At 35.2% G+C, this 23,235-nt stretch carries 19 protein-coding genes and 1 pseudogene; all 20 read right to left on the bottom strand.

Annotation, left to right across the window (positions count from 1 at the left end; genetic code table 11):
* Nucleotides 1-26 precede the first annotated feature (26 nt).
* The 20 genes and pseudogenes from AVFI_RS00920 to AVFI_RS00825 all read right to left on the bottom strand — a co-directional run bounded on the left by AVFI_RS00920 (nucleotide 27) and on the right by AVFI_RS00825 (nucleotide 22,963).
* Entirely contained in the window at nucleotides 27-941 is a 915-nt protein-coding gene (locus AVFI_RS00920) for a DapH/DapD/GlmU-related protein (protein ID WP_188863288.1), read from the bottom strand.
* Between the two features lie 8 nt (nucleotides 942-949).
* Nucleotides 950-2,035: a DegT/DnrJ/EryC1/StrS family aminotransferase gene (locus AVFI_RS00915; RefSeq protein ID WP_188863289.1), complete on the bottom strand. Its 1,086-nt coding sequence runs from the start codon at nucleotides 2,033-2,035 to the stop codon at nucleotides 950-952.
* Nucleotides 2,025-3,008: a Gfo/Idh/MocA family protein gene (locus AVFI_RS00910; protein ID WP_188863290.1), complete on the bottom strand. Its 984-nt coding sequence runs from the start codon at nucleotides 3,006-3,008 to the stop codon at nucleotides 2,025-2,027. Before AVFI_RS00910 ends, AVFI_RS00915 begins: the two co-directional genes overlap by 11 nt.
* Entirely contained in the window at nucleotides 3,001-3,768 is a 768-nt protein-coding gene (locus tag AVFI_RS00905) for an NDP-hexose 2,3-dehydratase family protein (RefSeq protein ID WP_161939981.1), read from the bottom strand. Before AVFI_RS00905 ends, AVFI_RS00910 begins: the two co-directional genes overlap by 8 nt.
* A 1-nt stretch (nucleotide 3,769) precedes the next feature.
* Nucleotides 3,770-5,188, bottom strand: a complete 1,419-nt coding sequence (gene cysN / locus AVFI_RS00900; protein WP_188863291.1) for a sulfate adenylyltransferase subunit CysN — start codon at nucleotides 5,186-5,188, stop codon at nucleotides 3,770-3,772.
* Nucleotides 5,189-5,200: 12 nt separating this feature from the next.
* On the bottom strand, nucleotides 5,201-5,830 hold the full coding sequence (cysC, locus tag AVFI_RS00895; protein ID WP_054776067.1) for an adenylyl-sulfate kinase: 630 nt from the start codon (nucleotides 5,828-5,830) through the stop codon (nucleotides 5,201-5,203).
* Between the two features lie 24 nt (nucleotides 5,831-5,854).
* The gene (locus tag AVFI_RS00890) at nucleotides 5,855-7,570 is read right to left on the bottom strand and encodes an SLC13 family permease (RefSeq protein ID WP_188863292.1); all 1,716 of its coding nucleotides are present in this window, start codon (nucleotides 7,568-7,570) and stop codon (nucleotides 5,855-5,857) included.
* 47 nt (nucleotides 7,571-7,617) lie between these two features.
* Entirely contained in the window at nucleotides 7,618-8,532 is a 915-nt protein-coding gene (cysD, locus tag AVFI_RS00885) for a sulfate adenylyltransferase subunit CysD (RefSeq protein ID WP_017018357.1), read from the bottom strand.
* A 622-nt stretch (nucleotides 8,533-9,154) separates the two neighbouring features.
* Nucleotides 9,155-10,246, bottom strand: a complete 1,092-nt coding sequence (wecA, locus tag AVFI_RS00880) for a UDP-N-acetylglucosamine--undecaprenyl-phosphate N-acetylglucosaminephosphotransferase (protein ID WP_054775442.1) — start codon at nucleotides 10,244-10,246, stop codon at nucleotides 9,155-9,157.
* Nucleotides 10,247-10,488: 242 nt separating this feature from the next.
* Nucleotides 10,489-10,845, bottom strand: a pseudogene (locus AVFI_RS00875) (UDP binding domain-containing protein); the annotation flags it as partial.
* 41 nt (nucleotides 10,846-10,886) lie between these two features.
* Nucleotides 10,887-12,092: a glycosyltransferase family 4 protein gene (locus AVFI_RS00870; protein ID WP_188863293.1), complete on the bottom strand. Its 1,206-nt coding sequence runs from the start codon at nucleotides 12,090-12,092 to the stop codon at nucleotides 10,887-10,889.
* 2 nt (nucleotides 12,093-12,094) lie between these two features.
* On the bottom strand, nucleotides 12,095-13,222 hold the full coding sequence (wecB, locus tag AVFI_RS00865) for a non-hydrolyzing UDP-N-acetylglucosamine 2-epimerase (protein WP_188863294.1): 1,128 nt from the start codon (nucleotides 13,220-13,222) through the stop codon (nucleotides 12,095-12,097).
* The gene (locus AVFI_RS00860) at nucleotides 13,215-14,087 is read right to left on the bottom strand and encodes a dTDP-4-dehydrorhamnose reductase family protein (RefSeq protein ID WP_188863295.1); all 873 of its coding nucleotides are present in this window, start codon (nucleotides 14,085-14,087) and stop codon (nucleotides 13,215-13,217) included. The genes wecB and AVFI_RS00860 overlap by 8 nt, the downstream gene beginning before the upstream one ends.
* A gap of 1 nt (nucleotide 14,088) precedes the next feature.
* Entirely contained in the window at nucleotides 14,089-15,126 is a 1,038-nt protein-coding gene (locus tag AVFI_RS00855; RefSeq protein WP_188863296.1) for a polysaccharide biosynthesis protein, read from the bottom strand.
* A gap of 10 nt (nucleotides 15,127-15,136) precedes the next feature.
* Complete coding sequence (locus AVFI_RS00850) at nucleotides 15,137-16,246, bottom strand: glycosyltransferase (RefSeq protein ID WP_188863297.1); 1,110 nt, start codon at nucleotides 16,244-16,246, stop codon at nucleotides 15,137-15,139.
* Between the two features lies 1 nt (nucleotide 16,247).
* Nucleotides 16,248-17,339 carry a polysaccharide pyruvyl transferase family protein gene (locus AVFI_RS00845; protein WP_188863298.1) on the bottom strand — a complete coding sequence of 364 codons (1,092 nt, stop codon included), beginning with the start codon at nucleotides 17,337-17,339 and terminating at the stop codon, nucleotides 16,248-16,250.
* Nucleotides 17,339-18,598, bottom strand: a complete 1,260-nt coding sequence (locus tag AVFI_RS00840; RefSeq protein ID WP_188863299.1) for an oligosaccharide flippase family protein — start codon at nucleotides 18,596-18,598, stop codon at nucleotides 17,339-17,341. The genes AVFI_RS00845 and AVFI_RS00840 overlap by 1 nt, the downstream gene beginning before the upstream one ends.
* Nucleotides 18,579-19,532 carry a hypothetical protein gene (locus AVFI_RS00835; protein ID WP_188863300.1) on the bottom strand — a complete coding sequence of 318 codons (954 nt, stop codon included), beginning with the start codon at nucleotides 19,530-19,532 and terminating at the stop codon, nucleotides 18,579-18,581. Before AVFI_RS00835 ends, AVFI_RS00840 begins: the two co-directional genes overlap by 20 nt.
* Before the next feature lie 233 nt (nucleotides 19,533-19,765).
* Nucleotides 19,766-20,803, bottom strand: coding sequence for an FAD-binding protein (locus AVFI_RS00830; protein ID WP_188863301.1), 1,038 nt, complete (start codon nucleotides 20,801-20,803; stop codon nucleotides 19,766-19,768).
* On the bottom strand, nucleotides 20,804-22,963 hold the full coding sequence (locus AVFI_RS00825; protein ID WP_188863302.1) for a polysaccharide biosynthesis tyrosine autokinase: 2,160 nt from the start codon (nucleotides 22,961-22,963) through the stop codon (nucleotides 20,804-20,806).
* Between the last annotated feature and the right edge of the window lie 272 nt (nucleotides 22,964-23,235).

Below are 23,235 nucleotides of genomic sequence, written 5' to 3'. Positions count from 1 at the left end.
ACGGTCAGCTTTAAATTTAAAATATATCATTTTCTTTTTGGAACTCCATTTAGCTTATTTTGCGTTGGAATAGCTCTAGCTGGCATGCCAATATACGTAGCACCTTCATTCTCAATACTTTTTGATATAATTGCGCCAGCACCTATCGTAGTTTTATCAGCAATTTTTATTTGAGAAGCAAAAGTTGCACTTGCTCCTATAAAACATTCAGAACCAATAACAACATTTCCAGCTAAAGTACAATTATTAGCTATGTGTGTATGATGGTTAATTTTCACACCATGCCCAATCTGAGAGCCATGTGAAATCAAACAGTTATTATCAATAATCGTACTTTCATTCACTGAACCTCGAACGATCGTCACATTAGAACCAATAAAAACTTCATTTCCGATTTCGACATAACCAATTTGAGGCTGAATAACTCTTTCACCAGTTGCTTCATCCCAAATCCACGCAACACCTTTAGCGCCAATTACCGAATTGTCAGAAATAGTAACATTATCTCCAATAATCACGTTGTCATGAATGACTACATTGGCACCAATAAAGACATTATTACCTATTGAACTTGCTCTAACGACTGCATTTTCATCAACATTAACATTTTCACCTAATTTTACTGATTCAGATATAACTGCTGATGATGCAACTCCCGAGTTTTTCTCAGGGTAAAATTCACGCATTAATTTGTAAAATGTAAGTTGCGGCTTTTCCAAAACAATATAACAATTATTTTTTGAATTTTTATTATGTTCATCATTAACAATAACCATTGAATTATTGATTGATTCAGGAACATCACCTACTGAGTAGTATAATTTATTATTTTCAATTTTTTTTATACTACCAAAGCCCGTTATGTTAATAACATCACCAAGCACTTTATAATCAATATTTAAATCAATCAATTTTGAAAAAATCAACTCTTCATTAATCATAATCAACTCTATAATTCATTATTTATAACATCACAAATTCGATCGATATCAGAAGTCGTCAATGAGTGATATAAAGGAAGACATAAGATTCGCTTCGAAATAGACTCTGAAATCGGCATATTTTGATATTTCACGATATGCGTTAAATTATTTAATGATGGAGAGAAATATCTTCTTGGGTATATTGATACTGCATTTAATGCACTCTCTACCTTTATCATTGCATCTTCAGATTCAAAAATAATCGGCATATATGAGTAATTGCAGCCTTCATCAATAGTCTGAAAACGGATAGATTCAATCCCCTTAAGATTATTTACGTATAATTCGTAACTTTTCTTACGGTCATCCAACACATCATCATAATATTTTAAGTTAGCTAAACCCAAAGCAGCATGAATTTCTGTCACTTTACCATTGCAGCCATCTTCAACGACATCTTTATGATCATCATGGCCAAAAAAGCGAATACGCTTTAGCTTCTCATGTAATTCAGTTGAGTTAGCAATACATGCACCACCTTCAGCAGTATTAAAGATCTTAGTTCCATGCAGGCTTATTGTCGAAATATCACCATAATCCAACACACTCTTTTCACCATAATTTGTACCCACGGCATGCGCAGCATCATAAATTACTTTCAAGTTATGTTTTTTTGCAATGCTCTCGATAGCTTCAACATCGCAAGGATTACCAAATACATGCACAGGCATAATTGCAACAGTATCTTTTGTAATCAGATCTTCTATCTTGCTGACATCAATATTTAGTGTATTTTCATCGATATCACAAAAGATTGGTGTACAACCTTCCCATTTAATCGCACTGACTGTTGCAACCCAACTAAATGGAGTCGTAATAATTTCACCTTTTAATTCAAGGGCTTTTATCGCCATTTGAATTGCAACAGTACCATTGGTAACTAAAGATAAATTACTTGTGTGTAACTTGTTCTCTAACTCAGATTCAAGTTTCTGAACTAGAGGGCCGTTATGAGTTAAAACCCCTGTTTCCCAAACCTGTTCAAGATATTGAGTAAACTCGCTTAGAGGAGCTAATGATGGCTTAGTTACATAAATTGGGTTATTCGGCATGATGAACCTTTAAAATATTTGAGATAAGGTGAGCTTGATTAACATTTGATTTGTATTCAAACTCACGCTTTTCATTGCAATTTATTGATGAAGAAAAGTACGTCAGCATATTTTGAAAATGATTTGTTTCTTCAATTGAGATAGTACGGCTGCCCGACTGAGTTTGTACTTCAACCTCAGCACTATAACCAGGAGGAGCAGTAAAAATTCGCCCAGCTTTAATCAAGCCTTTACTTCCCCATACTTCAAGTAAACATTGGTAATATTGTTCAAAACCAAATGATATATGACTAGAAACGGCACTATTTTTTAAATTTAGTTGTGCATTTCCCCATAAATCAACATTCAGTTGCTCATCAATATGTAACGATGAAGAAACGACCTCAACATCAAAGCCTAAAATCTCTTGAGTTACTTTAATAGGATAAGCACCAGCATCAAGCAAAGCACCTCCGCCTAAATCACTCTGATATCGAATATTCGATTTATCTTCAAATGGAGGAAAACCAAATCTTGAATGAACTTGTCGAATATCACCAATTTCACCTGAAGCGATAATATTTTTAATGCATTCCAATTGCGGATGAAATCTAAATTGAAAATTTTCAATTAAAGCTAACTTTCGTTCTCTGGCTATATTATTTAATTCAACAACATCCGATAACGTACAAGCTAATGATTTTTCCACAAGTACATGTTTGTTTTTCAATAACGCACTCTTAACCCACTCATAATGTAATGAATTTGGTAGTGGTATATAAACCGCATCTATCGCATCGTTATCAATTAACGCTTCATAATCATCAAAAGATAAACAATTGAATTGATTGGCAAATTCATCAGCATCTTTCTTGTTACGGCTAGCAACACCAACTAATTCAAACAATGAATCTAAACTTTGAATTGCTGGTATGACAAAACGTTGAGCAATGCTTGCACATCCAAGCACTCCAATCCTAATTTGTTTAACCATGAGCGAGAATACCTCTAATATGCGGGTTAATCCATGCGTCTTCTTTAAGCAGTTGCTTGATTTGATACAAGCTCAACCAAATAAAATTATCATTTGGCAATGAAATTGAAGCCGCTTCATCAAGTTCAATCAAAATGCCACGATTTCTTTTCAGATGCAGTCTTCCACCATCTTCTGCTAACCAAGCATCAAAAAGCACGGTTACATCATCAAGATTATCACGCTCCATAAACAAATCAGTAAAGTGTGGTTTTCGTCCACCATGAGCCTGATTAATATTAGCAAACGTAGCTTGAAGACTTGGACTAATTTGAACTTTTCCGTAATTGCCTGGCTCTTCCTTTGCTTCACATAAATAATGTGGGATACCATTGATTCTTTTGCGAATAATACCTAATAAGCCGCCATCATAACCAACCTGCTCAAGAATTGGTTGATCCCATGTCACTGCAACTTCACGGTTCTTTGATGTTACTCTTACACCATGAATAGTGAAAAAATCACCCGAATCGTGATAAATATTTCCTGAATCTTTATCAATATTCCAGCCAGCAACTTGGTTTAAAGGAATATCTTCAACCTCCAGAGTTGATTGCTTTCTCTTATTCACAAACCACTCTTTTACTTCTTCTAGAGAGTAAAAAGCAGACCAATCCTTTAAAGACTCAAACATAAACTCTGGAGTGTGAGAATAAATATCAGAAGATATAAAATCATCAATTCGAGTTAAAAAGTCTTTTAATTCATTTTGATAATTCATCTTATACATTCCCAATATCTGCACAGCCCCATTCAGGGAAATGCTTTCTTACATATGCATTTAGCTCTTTTTCAGCCGGTGAATACACACGTTTGTTCTCATCTACACCAGAATGAACATGGTGAACCATTCCAGCACCAACCGTTACATTCGTATGTCTATCAATAACCACAAACGCCCCCGTTTGAGGCAACTTTGGGTATTCATCAATAACGACTTTATCTGTCAAACTGATTTCAGTTAAAGCAATTTCATTTAAGTCCAATGATTCACTATTTTCTGCGTGCTGTTTTAGTGTATTCACATCGATTTTATGTTGAATCGCTGATATTTTTCCTGCACAAGACTTCGTAGCAAACTTAAAAACATACTCTTTATGAGCACGTAACGAATTCTCATCCATCCATACAATATGCGCATCTAACTTATTAGTCGTACTTGGTTCAACACCTTTATGAACAAGCATATCACCACGAGATATATCAATTTCATCTTCTAGAGTAATCGTAATTGCTTGTCCCGGTTGAGCGCTATTTAGCTCACCATCAAATGTATAGATTGATTTAACCTTCGATGACTTACCAGAAGGTAACGCCGTTACTTCATCGCCAACTTGCACTAAGCCAGACGCCAATGTTCCACAAAAACCACGGAAATTTAGATTAGGTCGGTTAACATATTGAATAGGGAAACGCATATGTTCCATATTCTTATCTTGATCGATTTTTACCGTCTCAAGTAGCTTCATTAACGTTGCACCAGGATACCAATCCATCGCTTCACTTGAATGCACAACGTTATCACCATTAAGAGCCGAAATTGGAACAAAACGGATATCATCAATATTAAAGCTCTTAGCCATCTCACGGTAATCGGCTTTAATTTTTTGATACACCTCTTGGCTATAATCCATCAAATCCATTTTGTTGATCGCAACAATAATGTGTTTAATGCCAAGCAATGAACAGATATAACTATGACGACGAGTTTGTGTCTGAATACCGCGGCGAGCATCAACCATCACAATAGCCAAATCACATGTAGAGGCACCCGTTACCATATTACGAGTGTATTGCTCATGTCCCGGAGTATCCGCAATAATAAACTTACGCTTATCTGTAGAAAAATAACGATAAGCAACATCGATAGTGATGCCTTGTTCGCGTTCAGATTGCAAACCATCAACCAAAAGAGCTAAATCAAAATCACCATCAGTGGTATTGAATTTTTGCGAATCTTTTTCAATCGCCGCCATTTGATCTTCATAAATGAGTTTTGAATCAAATAATAAACGACCAATTAATGTTGATTTACCATCATCTACGTTACCGCAGGTTAAAAATCGAAGAAGGTCTTTGTTTTCATGTACTTTTAAATACGCTTCGATATCCGTTGCGATAAGCTCTGAACTATGAGACATGAATTGATTTCCTTAAATATATTCTTTATTAACTAATGCGCTAACGATTTGCTCAGCACATTCTTCAATTGATTTATTAGCGGTTTTTACATGGATTTCAGGAGACACCGGCTCTTGATATTCAGAATCAATACCAGTGAAATGCTTAATCTCACCAGCTCTTGCTTTTTTGTATAACCCTTTAGGATCTCGTTGTTCACAGATATCCAAAGGCGTATCTATAAACACTTCAAGAAACTGATCTTCACTTAACAGAGCACGAACTTGTTCACGATCTGCAATAAAAGGAGAAATAAAGGCAGTTAATACAATCGCTCCTGAATCTACAAATAGCTTAGCGACCTCACCGATACGACGAATATTCTCAACTCTATCGGCATCGCTAAAACCCAAATCCTTATTTAATCCATGGCGAACGTTATCACCATCCAATAAATAGCTGTGTCTATTTAAACTTAATAATTTACTTTCAACCGCATTTGCCACTGTTGATTTTCCTGAACCACTTAATCCAGTAAACCATAATACAACTGGCTTTTGATTCTTTTGCTTAACTCGATCAGCATGAGTAACGGTAGAGTTATGCCATACAACATCAGCACTTACTGAGTCGTTTTCTTTTACTTCATAAGGAGATGTCATAAAAATCACTAAAAAATAAACTAATTAAAAAGGGAAAAAGTATGGGATCGCCAAGCCAGAAACCAAAATATAAACTAACGTAATAGGCCAACCAACCTTTACAAAGTCTTTCATTGTGTAGTTACCCGCATTCATTACCATCAGGTTGGTTTGATACCCAAAAGGGCTAATAAACGAAGCACTAGCGCCATAAGCAATGGCCATAGCAAAAGGCAGATAACTTACATTAAAACTTTCAGCTAACCCTAACCCAATAGGAAGCATAATCGCTGCAGCTGCGGTATTCGTCATCACTTCAGTAAGAATAATGGTGAGTACAATTACACCAAATAACACCCATAATGGGGATAAGCTACCCGCGTAATATTGAAAACCATGTGCTAACCACAAAGCCAAACCACTTTTGGTAAACGCAGAAGCAATACATAGCGCTGAAACTAAAATGATCAACAAACCAAATGGAAAACGTCGACGTAATTGCGTTCCATCGATCACTTTAAACGCCAACATACAGCCTAAAAAGAGAGAAAGAGTATCGATTAAATTTAAAGTAGAGACCGTAGCGGTAACGATCGCCGCAAGAAAACCACCAATACCTATAATATTTTGAAAAACAGAAAGCGGCTCTTTTACTTGCTTATCATCCAACAAAAAAAAGTTTCTCGATAAATTTGGTCGTTTCTTGAAGTCATTACCCACAGCAAGGATAAGTTTATCCCCACTTTGAATCGTTAATTCACCTAATTTACCTGACAGTCGTTTACCCTGCCTAGATATAGCAACAACAGCGGCATCAAAACGTGAACGAAACTCCATCTCTTTTAAAGTTCGTCCAATTAATATTGATTCAGGACTAACCAAGACTTCCACAACGTTTTTATCTAGCTGGAACTCATCCTCAACATACAGCTTCAAGCCATCAAACGAAAACAGCTGTTTAACTTCGCTTACATCGCCACTAAATAACAGCTTATCACCCTGTTTTATCACCTCATTCGGTGTCACAGGAGAAATAAGCACATCATCACGAATGATTTCACTTAAAAACAAACCATCAAGAGAACGTAAGCCATTCTTTATAACCGTTTGATTAATCAGCTTACTGCCTTCCATTACCTCAGCATCTAAAAAATACCCAGCAGAGTTAAACTTATTCACCTTATCTTTAGGTAAAAGATTCACCATAATAAGAATCATGGCTCCGCAGCTAATAAGCAATAATGCCCCAACAGGAAAAAAGCTAAAAAGGCTCAGGCTTGGTAAATTATTTTCTTCAAGTAAACCACTAACAACAAGGTTTGTCGCAGTACCAATCAGCGTTAATGTGCCGCCAAGAATTGAAAAATAAGATAAAGGAATTAAGAGTTTTTTAGGGGCATGAAACTGGTTTTTCAGTATCGTTCCCATAAGAGTCGCAACAACGGCAGTATTATTTAAAAATGCAGAGCTTAAGGCACTGACTCCAGCTAATCGGCACAATGTGACCCAATAGTTATTATGAGATAACTGCTTTGACGCCCAGGTTAATATTACTGTTCGCTCAAGGGCAATAACCGAAAGCAGTAATAGCAATAACGTAATAACCGAGCGGTTCGTTACATTAGAGAAGATCGTATGTTGATTAATTTCTCCGAACACATATAAGACAGCAGTCGCAACAAGAAAAACCTTGCTTGGCACAAAACGATTTGAAACCAAACAAACAATGAGACCGATGAGAACAAAAGCAGTTAGTAACATAAAAACCTCAATAGAAGCGAGAAGCAAGAGCAGACTTCGTCCTGTTCTTAGAAGTACCCTTCACGCTTCTTCTTCTCCATTGATCCTGATGAATCATGATCAATAGCTCGGCCTTGACGCTCAGAAGTCGTCGTTAACAGCATTTCTTGGATAATCTCAGGTAATGTAGTTGCTTCAGATTCCACAGCACCAGTTAATGGATAACAACCCAATGTACGGAAGCGCACCATTTTTTCTTCAACGACTTCACCTTCTTTTAGTTTCATACGGTCATCGTCAACCATAATTAACATACCGTCACGCTCGACAACTGGACGTGGCTTAGAAAGGTACAAACCTGGAATTTCAATATTTTCTAAATAGATGTATTGCCAAATATCCAGTTCCGTCCAATTAGATAAAGGGAACACACGAATACTCTCGCCTTTGTTCACTTTACCGTTATAAATATTCCATAGCTCTGGTCGTTGGTTTTTAGGATCCCAGCGATGATGTTCATCACGAAAAGAATAAACACGCTCTTTAGCTCGTGATTTTTCTTCATCACGACGAGCACCACCAAAAGCAGCATCAAAACCGTGCTTATCTAAAGCTTGTTTTAACCCTTGAGTTTTCATGATATCAGTATGTTTAGATGAGCCATGAACAAAAGGATCAATCCCCATTTCTACGCCTTCAGGGTTTTGGTGAACAATTAAATTCATTCCAACCTTTTCAGCCATATAATCACGAAACTGAATCATCTCTTTAAATTTCCACGTTGTATCAACATGCATTAAAGGGAATGGAGGTTTGCCTGGTGCAAATGCTTTTTTTGCCAAATGAAGCATCACTGAAGAGTCTTTACCTACAGAATACAACATAACAGGATTATCAAACTCAGCAGCAACTTCACGCATAATGTGAATAGACTCTGCTTCTAACTGTTTTAAATGAGTCATTTTTTCAGGGGAAATTGTCATGATGAATACACTTCTATTAATTAAATCTATGGGGTCAATTAGGCACGCTACCGCCCATAGGTTATAACGCATACCCAAGGCGTTTGATGATTTAAACTGTTTAAATATTTTCTTATTTTATCATAAGCCCAATAAGTTAGCATCTTTGCAGCGTACTCAAAGGCAAGACCAATAAACGATTGGCTACATAGTAAGCCCATATATCGGCAAACACACTAAAGACTGAAATTTATAAGTGGAATATGAGAGGTTGAGGGAGAGGAGAAGTAAGGGACTAGTAAGTGCAGGGACTAAGGACGAGGAAGAGCAGAGATGAGAGCTAAGGAACGAGTAAAAGCAGGAACTAGGGAAAAGTAAGAGCAGAAATAAGGAACCAGTAAGAGCAGGGACGAGAGTTAAGGGGCTAGTAAAAGCAAGGACTGAGCTAAAGAGAGAGCAGCACCTAGCACCTAGCACCTAGCACCTAGCACCTAGCACCTAGCACCTAGCACCTAGCACCTAGCACCTAGCACCTAGCACCTAGCACCTAGCACCTAAAGAGTATAAAACAAAAAAAGCGGATACAACCTTAAGTTATATCCGCTTTTGTGTATTGATTATCTATATATTTAACAAAACGCCATTATTTGCTTATCTCAGCTTGAAGCTGTACCGACATGCGCTTACCAAACAGCTTATGCACAAATGTTGTGATACGCCAGATGTAGCTGATAGTCATAAAGTACACGCCAAATAAAGCTAAGAAACTAAAGAACATGACCGACTCACTCATGCCATTTAAATCAGCCCAAATGCCGAAGAAAGCGCAAATTAAAGCAACGGTACAAATTAAGAAAAGCGTCATATAAGAAGATAAACCCAAACGCTGGCAAATATGATGTAAATGCTCACGATCAGGTTTGAATGGAGATTGGCCCTTACGAACACGACGGATCATAATGGTTGCCATATCCATAAGAGGAATTGCAATTAACCATAATGCGGTTACCGGTTTAAATGCAATAACGGCTGGCTCTTGTGAACCACGAATAAGCATCCAAACCACCGTAAAGCCAATAAACATACTGCCGGCATCACCCATAAAGACTTTAAAGCGACGCCCCAAAGGAAAACCAAGGTTAAGCATAATGTATGGCACCATAGCAATAACGATTAACCCGCACACATGAGCAAGGTAATCATTACCACTGTAATAGAACACGGTAGCGAGCGCAGCAAAAGTAACCGATGCTAACCCACCTAATAAGCCATCAATACCATCAACCATATTAAAGGCATTAATCGCCCCTATCACACCTAAAATGGTAATAAAACCACTTACCGCAGAAGACAACATGATGGTCTCACTGCCCATTAAGAAACCTAAATTATGTAAACTGTGTCCGCCAGCAAAAATGATAACAAGAGAAATGCCAGTTTGAACAATTAACCTAATTTTAAATGACACATCAAAGTAATCATCAAAGGCCCCTAGCACCACTAATACCGCTGCACATGCCAAATACATAAGCAGAGTTTCAGTAACAGGGAGGAAAAGAAGCAAACCAATACATAATGTAGTGAATATAGAAATACCACCAATTAATGGAATGACTCCTTTATGATGCTTTCGCTCATTAGGTTTATCTACCAAGCCAATGCGCTTAGCCACTTTGCGCATAATAAATAAACTGATAAATGAGACGAGAAACACAAACAGATATGCGTTTATCATGAATAAACTTCCTTTTAGGAATGTAGTTATCTTTTAATTATATATAGATGGGTATTGCATAAAACCACGCAGTTGCTACGTGGTCTATTTGCTCGCATTTTATTCAGTTATCAATGTAACGATACAAATAAAACACGAGCCACGTTTGTTTTTTAGCCAAAGAAAAACAACGTGCGGTATTGTACAAAAATAGAGCAAATTATCAATAGTTATCCGACATTAACTATTAATAAAATGAATAATTAATCAGAACCAAATAAATCGCGAGTATATACTTTTGCCTCTACATCTGATAATTCTTGGTCCATACGGTTAGACACAATCACATCACAAGTTGATTTAAATTCGTTTAAATCGGTTATCACCAAAGAGTTGAAGAATTCTTTCTCTTGCAGAACAGGCTCATAAACCACAACCTCAATGCCCTTCGCTTTTAAGCGCTTCATCACACCTTGAATGCTTGATGCACGGAAGTTATCAGAGCCTGATTTCATCACTAAACGATAGATACCCACACGTTTTGGATTACGCTTTAAAATGCTGTCTGCAATAAAATCTTTACGAGTAGTATTCGCCTCTACAATTGCACCAATAATATTCTTTATAGTTAACTATATTTTTCATTAGAGCGACTAAACTGCTAACTTTTTTTTAAAGAATCAACGATAGAAGACGCTATATTTACCACTGAAAATTCTTTTTTTAATAACTTATAACCTGAATCTCCAATACTCTTCCGTAATTCTATATCATTTTGTAATTTACTTGCATTCTCAAAAAAAACATCATCTTCACCATTAACACTAATCAATCCTGCTTGATTAATATTAACTAAACCCATTAGGTCATTTCCTTTATTTACACTACCTAGAATTGGCAATGATTGAACCATATATCCTAATAATTTGCCGGGGAAGTTATGAGCACTATGCTTAGCCGATAAAGAAAATAGCCCTACATCAACTTGAGCCAAAATATCTTTGAACTCCTGCTGTGATACGGAAGGAAGGTATGAACAATTGGTCAATGCCCATTTTTTAATTAAGTCATTAATTAATTTAACTTCATCACCTTGCCCTAAAAAAATAAAATGCACCTTATCAAAACATTGCATATTTTTAGCCAAGCGTATCAAGTTCGCCATATCCTGAGCATGACCAATATTACCGCCATAAAAGTAGATAACCTCATCATTTAATCCCAATTTTTCTCTCAAGTTCCTTACAGTATCTGAAGGACAATGAGGCGACAGATTAGCCCAGTTGCGTAATATAGTTGTAGGGAATCTATTGTTAGTATTTCGATTAAATATTTCTAAATTTTTCTCCGACATAACGCCTATAATATCGGCATTACGATAAGAGATAGTTTCAAAAAAGCGAAAGTAGCGCTCAATTAACGACCCCTCTTTCATTAAGCCAGAATCAATAGCCCATTGAGGAAAGAAATCACGCAAAATGAGATAACTATTGCACTGGCAGCGATTTTTCAGTTTTGATACTAATGACCCAAAGAAAATTGATGGAGAATAGTAAACAACTCCATCAAATGTATCTTTATCGACTTTACCTTGAATTGCACTCCAAGCTCTATGGGAGAGCAATGTTTCGTTGATCGCTCGTTTGACCTTCGGCACATCTTTGATTTGACCAGAAAGAAAGCGCCAAATAACAACACCATCTAATTTTTCTTCAATAAGTGCTGGCTCATTTTTATCAAAGTGAGGTGTAATAATTGTCACGTAATGTCCTTGCTCTAGTAATTCTACAGCAAGTTCATGAAACATTTTAGCTGCCACACGAGTGCTGTGCGGCAGGTAATCATCTATAATTAACGCTAAGTGCATTACTATTTCTTCCAGACAACACGATTGACATAATCGGTGTAACTTAGAATTGTACGAAGTACTTTATCAGAGACGTTTGGTGCAATATAGTCAGTTACTTTATTCAACAAACGAGTTTCATTTCTTGGCTGATCATCCAATATTTCAATCGCTTGTAGAATACGATCGACACTCATTCCCGTAAACATAACTGCACCTTCTTCAAACCCTTCTGGTCTTTCTTGCGCTTCACGGATATTAATCGCAGGGAAGTTCAAAATTGAAGATTCTTCAGTAATCGTACCGCTATCACTAAGAACCACCTTCGCCTCTTTCTGTAAACGAATGTAATCACTAAAGCCTAGAGGCTTCATCAAACGTACTAAAGGGTGAAACTGTAAGTTTAATAGCTCGATCTTCTTCCTTGTTCTTGGGTGAGTAGAAACAATAATAGGTAGATAGTACTTTTCAGCAATCGTATTTAACGCTAAAACATAATTGTTAATATTTCGCTCAGAATCGACGTTTTCTTCGCGGTGTACGCTCACTAAAAAATAACCTTCACTAGTCAGCTCTAGGCGTTCTAACACATCTGATTGTGAGATTTTTTCTTCGTAGTAATTTAATACTTCATCCATCGGACTACCTGTTTTAACGATGAAATCAGGACTAATCCCCTCACGTAACAGATAGTCACGAGCAATGTCGCTGTATGGCATGTTTACATCAGAAATATGGTCGACAATTTTTCGGTTTATCTCTTCTGGAACACGTAAATCAAAACATCGATTACCCGCTTCCATATGGAAAATAGGAATCTTTTTACGCTTAGCTGAGATAGCAGACAGGGCACTATTAGTATCACCTAGGATCAATATAGCTTCAGGATTAATTTCTTCAAACATCTTATCTGATTTACTAATAACCTGAGCCATAGTTTCAGCTGCAGTGCCACCAGCACATTCTAAAAACACATCAGGAGAACGAATACCAAGATCATCAAAAAAAATTTGATTCAATTCATAGTCATAATTTTGACCAGTATGAACTAAGGTATGATCAGTGTATTCATCCAACTTAGCGATTGTACGTGAAAGACGAATGATTTCTGGTCGCGTGCCTACGACGGTTACTACTTTTAATTTACTCATAGTTATATCTCTTACTGTAATCACTGTGCATGAATGCTACCAACTCGTCCCAACTTGGTGGTACGAATCCTGTCTTTTCACGAAACTTTATTGAATTAAGGGAACGATCTATCACAAAGTCTTCAAACCTTTCTATTTCAATCTGCTTATTGTAGACATCAGCAACTTTTGAGATCAAAGAGAACTTATCAATAGGATCTACAGATAATTGATACAGACCAGAAAGAGATGGATTAGGGAGTACATAATCCTCAAGAACCTTTGCAACATAGGCAGTTGGCAGACCAGAGAAGACAGCTTTCGAGAAACCTCTCACAAAGCCTTTTTGATTTAGAAACCAATCAATTAAGCTAACAGAAGATTTTAGCTCATGACCGATAATCGATGTTCGCAAAGTAATATGTTGGCCATAATCCACTTCACCAAGGCATTTAGATTTACCATATAAATCTGTTGCCGTTGGCAAGTCGGTCTCTAAATAATTACCAGCTTTACCATCAAACACACAATCTGTAGAAAAATGAATTAATCTAGCACCAACGCGATCACATAGCTGAGCAATTTTATGTGGTAGCAATGCATTAATTTCTATCGCTTCTACATGTTGCTTAGCTACATCATGCTGCTTTATTAAACCGATACAATTAATAACGACATCAAATCTCATTTTTTCAAGAACTGTTTCAAGAGTTTCAAATTTCTTGATGTCAACACCATAAATCAACTTGTCCATAGAAGGAAAATACTTCTCCAACCCATGAACACTTCTAACAGTACCAAAAACATCAAGTTCGGTTGAATCAGACAAATTAGAAAATATACTATAACCCAACATTCCTGTTGCGCCGATAACAATAACTTTCACGTTACACTCCCTCAGGAACAACAACATTACCAGCTTCAATATCGCGGATAAAATCGAGTTTTCGAAGCAGTTCTTTCATCCCTTCAACGTTTAAACGCTCTGTATTATGAGAGTTATAATCTTCAATTAAAGATAAATCTTTCTCTCCTTCCTCAAAGTATTTCGAATAATTAAGGTCACGGTTATCGGATGGAACACGGTAGAAATTACCTTGGTCTTCTGCTACGAACATTTCCTCCCTACTACACAATGCTTCATATTGTTTCTCACCATGACGAGTTCCAATTATATTAACAGGATGTTCAGGTTTACCCATTATTTCTAAAATAGACTGAACAAGCACTTCAATTGTCGCTGCCGGAGCCTTTTGCACGAAAATATCGCCATTTGAACCATTATTAAAAGCATGAAGAACCAAATCAACAGCATCATCTAATGTCATCATAAATCGAGTCATATTTGGATCAGTAATAGTAATTGGATCACCAGTAACTACTTGACGGATAAATAGAGGAATCACAGATCCACGAGAAGCCATAACATTACCGTATCTAGTACCACAAATTGTAGTATTCGTATGCTCAAGGTTACGACTCTTAGCCACAATGACTTTTTCCATCATCGCTTTAGAAATACCCATAGCATTAATTGGATAAACTGCCTTATCTGTACTTAAACAAACGACTCGTTCAACTCCGTGATTGATAGCAGCCTCTAAAACATTCTCTGTACCTAAGACATTTGTTTTAACCGCTTCTAGGGGGTAGAACTCACAAGAGGGTACTTGTTTCAGAGCTGCTGCATGATATACATAATCAACACCACGCATTGCATTAGATACACTTTGAGGGTCGCGAACATCGCCAATATAAAATTTCAGTTTATCAGACTGGAAAATTTTACGCATATCGTCTTGTTTTTTCTCATCTCGAGAAAAAATCCGAATCTCACCGATATCTGTATTTAAGAAACGACGTAGGACAGCATTACCAAAAGAGCCTGTACCACCTGTAATTAGCAAAACTTTATTTTTAAACATATTAATTTTTCTACATTAATTCAAAGAAATCGTGCCAACTCGTTTGATACTTTGGAACGAATTGTGGGTTATGACTATTATCGCTTTCTAATAGTCGATTCAAATATTCAGCCCATAAGCTAGGATCATCCCCTATGAAATCAACGCCTTCATAGCCTTCTAAAACCTCTTTTGCAAAGCTTGTATCCAAAGAAAGTACATGTTTACCAAGCATTGCAGCTTCCAATAAAGGTAAACCAAAGGACTCTATAGAGCTTGAAAAAGTAACTACATCACATGAGTCATAGTATCTTTTGACCTGCTCGTAAGAAATTGGCCCAGTGAACTCACAGAACTGCCTTATGTTAGGATTCTCTTTAAGATAATTATGAATGTGTTCATTAGCTTCTAGGTTTACATCAATAGTTAATATTAACTTTAAATTCAAACTGTTACCTAAAGAAAGGTATTTATAATGCAACGTTTTAATGGATTCTAAAAGTAACAAGTGGTTTTTAAACACTTCACCTGTAGCTGGATAAAATAAAGTTAACTCTTCGTTACTATTATTATCCACTGAAAGTAATTCTTTATCTGACCAAGGAACAATTTCTGGCTTAAAGTTAAACACGTTAGAATTTGGGACTCTATACTTATTAATTAATGCATTTCTCATCCACTCAGTTTGAACAATAAACTGTGTAGTTGGCTTTGAAAATGCAAAAATAAATCTAGGATAAATATACTTGTAGAATGCATACTTGCGCTCACTAGCTACAAATGGGTTCCAAGACTTTTCATGTAAAAATAATCCTTGGTGAACATAAACCATCTGACGTATGTCACCTACATTCAAAGTAGTATTTTGCAAAGAAATAACTAAACTAACGTTACCTTTTAGCTTTGAAATTTTTTTCTTTGCCTTCCAAAAATCCCATTTAACGCGCTCCAAGCGACTATTTTCGACAACCTTAACAAAAGATATATTTGTTTTATTTGTATATTCGGGTTCTAGCTCAAGCTTGCTATTGATAGCGATGATAAAATCAACACTTGGTTTACAGTTTAATATAAACTGCTTCAAAATATTGAGAGCACCACCACTAACAATAGAAGTTGCGCTTACAAAGACACGCATCATCCTACATCTCTAAACTTGAGAACAAATAATCCTTTGATTTTTGTCTTTCAGCTTCTAAACGCTCATTTGCCTCCGTAAAATCTAAAACATAGTGACTTGAGTTAATAGATTTCAATGAATTTTCATTATGAATAACTCGTGAATCTAAACCCACAACTTCAAGTAAACTACTAATACGGTTTACATTCGCCCCAGGAGAAATAGAGAAAAACGGTTTGTTAAAGATAAGTGAAAATGTAGTACCATGAAATGAATCAGTTACTACAAACTTTGCATTATTAAATAAGCTAATAAAATCTCTCGGACCAGCATCTCTTATGTGCTCATCTACAACATTATCAAAGTGAAGACCTTGCTCACATAAGATAACTTTTACGTTAAGCTCTTGCTTTAACTTATTGATCACCTTTTTCAGTAAAAGCGTCTTCTTAATTACATATAAGAGAATATATTCACCTTCGCGAAAATTATTATCCCCAAGACGATCAAGCCATTCATCTTTTTGTAGTAAAAGTGTAGGATCTAAAACGTGCTTCACTTCACGTCCAGTTACTGAAGATAAAAACTTACTAGCCTTGTTCTCACGAGTTGATAACGCATCGTAGGAACCAAGATAATCACCCAAGACTGTTTCTTCAGCAGAAGAGTATTCATAAGCACCACAACTTGATGCGTAAGCTATTTTCTTTTGATTTGGCTCTGAAAATGAAAGGAAGTATTCCGGAATAAACTTTTTATCTTGAGAAACACAAGCAGGATTCCAAATTTGATCACTACCAGAAATTAATACATCAAACGAACCTACTTGATCTGTATTGTAAGGAACGATATCCATCTGTTCATTTATAAAATTTTTAAACTTAGGAATAACGCGTATTCTAGGAATGATTCGGCAAATATCTTTAACCGTCCCTAAACAAGAATGAACACTTGCTCCAAAACGAACATAATCCAAACTTTTTGAAACATGACGATTGTCATAATCAATAATACTCACATCATATTTTGTTTTAATTAGCTCTTTCAAAGCATAAGCTTGAAGAACAGCCCCATAATTACTTACATTATGGATAGTAATAATTCCAACATTCATCATTTAACCTTAAATAAAAAATAAAAATCTTCCTTTTTTATCGACAACATATTACTTATAGATAACTCACAAAATATATTTTGTTTAACATAAACCACATATAGAGTTGCAATTGTAATTTCAGATATCAATGTAGAATACACAGCACCATATAGCCCAAATTTATTAATGAAAAATATAGAAAGAACCACATTAATAGTCATAGTGAAAAGCATCATTTTATTTTTCACATTTATGTAATTATTAGTAAATAGATATGAAGCTGAATTTGAAGAAAAATACCTACATAAAATAGATATGGAAAGCAATGATAAAATATTAGCGGCCTCTTCATAGCCTTTACCAAAAATAATATCTACTAGGATATCTGACAAAAGATAAAATAAGATACTGACGCTAACTCCAAGTATCAATAAAACAGTATTTCCAGCTCTATAGAGCTCCTTAAGATCATCTCCATTACTCATCCATATATGAAGTTTTGGAATTAAATAACGTTGAAAAATTATTGTTGGCACTAAATATGCTACTATTAAAAATAAATAAGCTGCTGAATATAATCCTGCACTAAAGGAAGAATCAAACTTTTCTAATAAAAAAACATTACTTTGAGAATATACAATATGACTTAAAGTTCCTACACCAAATGGTACAGAGCAAACTACTAGTTCACGTAAGGTTACATTTTTATCACTTTTAGAAAAACAATAAAAATTCAACAAAATAGCTAAACAAATAACCATAGTAATAGTTGAAGAAAGAAAATACATTAGAGATATATCTAACACTCTATAAAAACCAAAAAAGTATATACCAATCGATATACAAGATATTCGACTCAACCCTTGAAGAAGGCTTACCAGAGAATACTTATTATAGTTTCCATTTATTTGATAAACACACAATAATATATTTAATAAAAACTGACTAATTAGTATAACAACTAACAGATAAGTATCTTTGTTAGAATTTAAAGTAAAAAAAATAGCAAATGACAAAATACAAGTAATAAAAAAATATTTAATCACTGGATAAATTAATGGTTCAATTAGGAAATTATTTTCAGCAGAATATTTATATATGTACTGTTCAAAACCTAGGCCAACAAGAGGTATCAACATAGCACATAAAGCTAAACTAGAACTCAATATTCCGTAATCACTTACAGACATATTATTTGCATTAATGACCTGCACTAAAAATGCAAAAAAAGCACCAAGCATACTAGATGAAAAAATTTTAATTATTGATTTGAGCATTACCAAAGTACCTAAGCATTATACCAACAAATAGCATTAAAGTTCCTATCGTAAAATACCCAGCACTTCGGAAAAACATCTCAATAACGTAGCTAATTATAAAGAAATTAGATATCATACTAAAGTCAATATTTTTATTTCTAATTCCATTTTTAATGGCTCTAATAGATTTAATAAAAACTATTAAATATGATAAGACAAAAAAAACACCTAACACACCGAACTCACTGATTAACTTTGATGCTGTAAAACTACCATCATTTCTATTCATATAACCGCCAGACAAATCATAAATACGATAATTTATCCAAGTTTCTGTATTTTCACCCGCCATCTGAAAACCAAGACCAATACCCGTAGTCTCAATAAAGGAATAATATGCATCATACCACCCTTGCATATACACCAATGCTGTCAAATTACTTGTATTCTCAGAAAAATTAAGACGTTCATAAAAATACAATAATTGTTCAGTTTGAGGAGTTATCATTAAAAAGCCTAATACAGCACCAATGACAGATAGCAGAAATATACGCTTATTCAAAATTGAAAATGCAGATAAAAATGCAACAATTAAAATAATAACGCTTGGAAATACCAATCCAAAGCACAGTAAAATAAAAAAATATAACAACTTTTCTTTATACGATACGATATAAAAAGAAGGCATTAAAAATGCAACTAATACCAAAGCATAATGACTTGGCTCATAAAATGTAAAAATGGATTTAGAATAAGCTGAATATCCTAAAACATCCAACTTAAAAAACAATGAAACAATACCTATAAATAATAAAACTCTACACAAAACTACTGTAATGTGAAAAAAGTCTTTCGAATCATTTTTTTTTATTTGTATAGATAACTGATAAGCAAAATTTAAATATAAAAATACAAAAAAAACAGATAATCCAACTTTAGTCGGGTTAGTCATAATGTTACTATATGATGTTATGAATAACCATATCATGATCCATAAAGATAGAACTAAAACCCTATAATTAAATTTGAATTCTCCTATTACAGCCTGATATAACGATACAAAAAAAATTGAAATCATAATACCTAGAGTTATTGAACTTTGATTAAAAACCACAAATATAAAAGACGGAATAAACGCGAAAAAAAATAAAATAATGGTTGTTGATAAGCTTATTTTACTTAGCATTAACTTATGTAACTCTTAATATCTTCCGGAATTATAATTGCATTTTCAATACAAATTTCATTTTCAATGCATGTATTTTCTTTATATAAACGTTGCATATTCTTCATATGCTTTAAAATATCAACATCTGTAACATCACCATTATTAATTAAAATATTTATGCTCTTATGTGATACAGGGTAATCAACTTCGTAAAAATTAAATATTAATTTATTGAATATATTATTTGTTGGTTTTTTTCTATTGAATCTCTTGACTAGCGGATTCTTAATTAATAACTTTAAAAACCAATAAGAAAACTTTTGTTTTACCCCATGCCTAAGAATCTCCCGATACATATCCTGACGAGTCGAAAACATGCTTCCTAAATTAGGATAAGAAAACTCCTGATATGAATGTCTAGCAATATGAAAAACTTCTATTTTATTTGCAATTTCACTTTTAGATAATCCGTTTTCATTTTCCAAATCAAAACCAACACTTAATATACAAAGATCAGTATTCGTTTTGAAAATAGATGTTCTAAATCTAAAATCAAAATACTCTCTTGGTTTAGTTCTAACTCGACCAACAGAGTCTACAAACGTCACATCAATTATTTTATCCGATATTTCATAGCCGTATGCTCCAGCATTCATAACAACAGCACCACCGATACTTCCAGGAATACCCTCTAAACCTTCATATCCGCTAACACCTCTAAGTAGCATAAGACGTACCAATTCAGATAATGAATATCCCGAAGAAACATCAATTCTGTTACATTCTTCATTAATGCAAGTTACATTTTTAGTGGAAATAAAAACACCATACTCAACACTATCTAATATTAATAAGTTTGAAGAGAAGCCTATTAACTTGTATTTAATATTTCTTTTCTTTGCCTCTGATACAACATCAGCTAACTGCTTTATATTTACGGGAGATATTAGAAGATTAACTATCCCCCCCATCTTAAAATATGTTTCATACTTTATTCTATGTTTTTCTTTGTATGGAATACAATTTAAATTACAAAGGTTAATTAATGTTTCCATCTATTTGCTCTCATACGAATAATTATAATACCCATAACCATATGCATTACTTGCTTTCTTCTCCACCGCATTCAAGATAAAGCCTTTCACCTCTATACCTGCTTGCTCAAATCTATGCCTTGCAACATCAATTTCTTTAACTGACGTTTGGTCAAAGCGTCCCACCATTAATGTTGTGCCTGCCAGTGCTCCTACAATACTTGGGTCAGTTACTGCCAATACTGGTGGTGTATCAATCAACACTAAATCGTAATTTTCTGAAGCCCAATCAATAAAATCACTAAAACGTTTCGTCATTAATAGTTCAGATGGGTTTGGTGGCACTTGCCCACGGGTTATTACATCTAGATTTGGCACTTCTGATTTTTGAATGGATTGTTCTAAACTCAATTTACCTGATAAGTAATCTGATAAGCCGTTATCCCACTTCATACCAAAGTAACGCTGCATATAGCCTTTACGCATGTCGGCATCCACTACCAATACTTTTTGACCTGTTTTGGCAATAACCGCCGCAAAGTTCACAGCAACAAAAGATTTACCAATGTTCGGCGCAGGACCGGTGATCATCACTACGTTGTTTTTGGCTTCCATCATGGCAAAGTGCATGCTGGTACGCAGGCCACGCAGTGCTTCAATGGATAAATCGGCAGGGTTTGATTCTGCTAATAGCGTCTCTAAATGTTTCACTTTCTTTTTGTTGTAGCGAATATCCAGCTTTTCTTGCCAGTTTGATTTTGGAATGCTGGCATAAACAGGGATCCCTAACGCTTCAATCTCATCTGGGTTTTCTACCCCACGGTGGAATGCCGCTTTTAGTAGCACTATTGCCACACTTAACATGCCACCTAATAAAGTTGCTAATACCACAATTAACGGCTTTTTCGGTTTTACGGCATAGGTATAAGCCTGCGCAGTATCTAAAATGCGCACATTACCTACAGTACCGGCTTTCACTATGTTTAATTCTTGGGTTTTGTTTAGTAGTTGAATGTAGATCTCTTGGTTTAGCTCTACATCACGCTGCATGCGCAGCACTTCACGTTGGGTTTTTGGTAGCTTTTGCACTTGTCCGTTTAAACGTTCTTTTTCGCTAAGTAAAACTTTGCGTTTATCTAATAAAGATTTGTAAGCTGGGTGATCTTTAGTAAAACGTTGGCTAATTTCACTCTCTTTAAAAGTCAGTTCATTTAATTGCGCTTCAAGTGTTACCATAGTATCCAAAGCTGAGCGGGCTTCTAAGCTTAAATCAACGGATTTATTCTCTAATCTGAAATCATTTAATACATTTTCAGAAATTGTCAGTTTATCTTTAATTGCAGGAAGTTGCGCTTGCAAGAATTCAAGACTTTGCTCTGCTTCTGCACTGTTACGAGCAATGTTTTGTAAAAAGTAATTTTGACTTACGTCGTTAATAATCGCTTCAATTTGTGCTTTATTTTCACCTTCTAGAGAAAACTGTAATACACCGGATTGCTTACCTTTTTCACTAATAGATAAAGATTGTTGTAAATTTAAAATTGCATCAAAACGAGAAATTTTAGAAACATCAAATACATCGCCCGTGTTGCCTTCAAGTTGCATTACAAATACGCGGTAATCGTTTTTATCTGCAAGTACACCCACTTTACCTGTTAAGATTTTTCGCTCTTGTTCATCGAATAAGGTATAAGTGCCTTGTTCGGCGTTATCTAAAACTAGAGTAAAGTTAGGCTTATCTACGTATCTAGGAATATCAAAGCGACTGACTTTAATCGCTTTCTCTTCACCCATTAAACGAGACAATCCTTTGCCAATAATAGGCATGTATTGTGGAGAGGCGATGGTTGTTAAGTTCAAGGCATCGACAGTATCACCTAAGATCATACGTGATTTAATGATCTCAATTTCAGTGGTTGATGATGATTCAGAGGCGAACATTTCCCCCATATCACCCACAAGTGCTGACATACCCCCATTGCTTTTTTGCTCTACTTGAACAAGGGCATCGGCTTTATAAATGGGTGTCGATAAAAGTGCGAACGCAATACCCGCAATGGCAAATAAAGTGGTAATAGAAAGAATAAGCCAACGACCATCAATTAGCTGACCAAACAGTTTTGCTAAATCGATTTCATCAGAGGTAGAGGTATCACGGGTAGAGTTGATTGCTTGTGACATGGACGTTCCAATATGTTGCTTTAGTTAGGGACTAGTTTTAGGGACTAGGAGCTAGTAAAAGATTTATAAGAGTTAGGGACTAGGGTCAAGGGACGAGTAAGAGCAGTAAAAGATTTATAAAAGCTAGGGACTAGGTTCAAGGGACGAGTAAGAGCAGTAAAAGATTATTAATATCAAGGGACTAGGGTCAAGGGATAAGTAAGAGCAGTAAAAGCATTACTCATTCCTAAGTTCTCGTCCTTAGCACCTAAAACTTAACTCGTACCTAAATT

It is taken from the genome of Aliivibrio fischeri ATCC 7744 = JCM 18803 = DSM 507, from assembly GCF_023983475.1.
Classification (GTDB): Bacteria; Pseudomonadota; Gammaproteobacteria; order Enterobacterales; family Vibrionaceae; genus Aliivibrio; species Aliivibrio fischeri.
This window is presented reverse-complemented; position numbering and strand designations above follow the sequence as displayed.

What these genes read in the sequence shown, in the direction of transcription:
- AVFI_RS00910 (WP_188863290.1), bottom strand. Translation starts at nt 3,008, where the DNA reads ATGGTTAAACAAATTAGGATTGGAGTGCTTGGATGTGCAAGCATTGCT.
- wecA (WP_054775442.1), bottom strand. Translation starts at nt 10,246, where the DNA reads ATGATAAACGCATATCTGTTTGTGTTTCTCGTCTCATTTATCAGTTTA.
- AVFI_RS00825 (WP_188863302.1), bottom strand. Translation starts at nt 22,963, where the DNA reads ATGTCACAAGCAATCAACTCTACCCGTGATACCTCTACCTCTGATGAA.
- AVFI_RS00840 (WP_188863299.1), bottom strand. Translation starts at nt 18,598, where the DNA reads ATGCTCAAATCAATAATTAAAATTTTTTCATCTAGTATGCTTGGTGCT.
- AVFI_RS00870 (WP_188863293.1), bottom strand. Translation starts at nt 12,092, where the DNA reads ATGCACTTAGCGTTAATTATAGATGATTACCTGCCGCACAGCACTCGT.
- cysD (WP_017018357.1), bottom strand. Translation starts at nt 8,532, where the DNA reads ATGACAATTTCCCCTGAAAAAATGACTCATTTAAAACAGTTAGAAGCA.
- wecB (WP_188863294.1), bottom strand. Translation starts at nt 13,222, where the DNA reads ATGAGTAAATTAAAAGTAGTAACCGTCGTAGGCACGCGACCAGAAATC.
- AVFI_RS00905 (WP_161939981.1), bottom strand. Translation starts at nt 3,768, where the DNA reads ATGAATTATCAAAATGAATTAAAAGACTTTTTAACTCGAATTGATGAT.
- cysC (WP_054776067.1), bottom strand. Translation starts at nt 5,830, where the DNA reads ATGACATCTCCTTATGAAGTAAAAGAAAACGACTCAGTAAGTGCTGAT.
- AVFI_RS00915 (WP_188863289.1), bottom strand. Translation starts at nt 2,035, where the DNA reads ATGCCGAATAACCCAATTTATGTAACTAAGCCATCATTAGCTCCTCTA.
- AVFI_RS00830 (WP_188863301.1), bottom strand. Translation starts at nt 20,803, where the DNA reads ATGGAAACATTAATTAACCTTTGTAATTTAAATTGTATTCCATACAAA.
- AVFI_RS00920 (WP_188863288.1), bottom strand. Translation starts at nt 941, where the DNA reads ATGATTAATGAAGAGTTGATTTTTTCAAAATTGATTGATTTAAATATT.
- AVFI_RS00835 (WP_188863300.1), bottom strand. Translation starts at nt 19,532, where the DNA reads ATGACTAACCCGACTAAAGTTGGATTATCTGTTTTTTTTGTATTTTTA.
- AVFI_RS00850 (WP_188863297.1), bottom strand. Translation starts at nt 16,246, where the DNA reads ATGATGCGTGTCTTTGTAAGCGCAACTTCTATTGTTAGTGGTGGTGCT.
- AVFI_RS00890 (WP_188863292.1), bottom strand. Translation starts at nt 7,570, where the DNA reads ATGTTACTAACTGCTTTTGTTCTCATCGGTCTCATTGTTTGTTTGGTT.
- AVFI_RS00855 (WP_188863296.1), bottom strand. Translation starts at nt 15,126, where the DNA reads ATGTTTAAAAATAAAGTTTTGCTAATTACAGGTGGTACAGGCTCTTTT.
- cysN (WP_188863291.1), bottom strand. Translation starts at nt 5,188, where the DNA reads ATGTCTCATAGTTCAGAGCTTATCGCAACGGATATCGAAGCGTATTTA.
- AVFI_RS00845 (WP_188863298.1), bottom strand. Translation starts at nt 17,339, where the DNA reads ATGAATGTTGGAATTATTACTATCCATAATGTAAGTAATTATGGGGCT.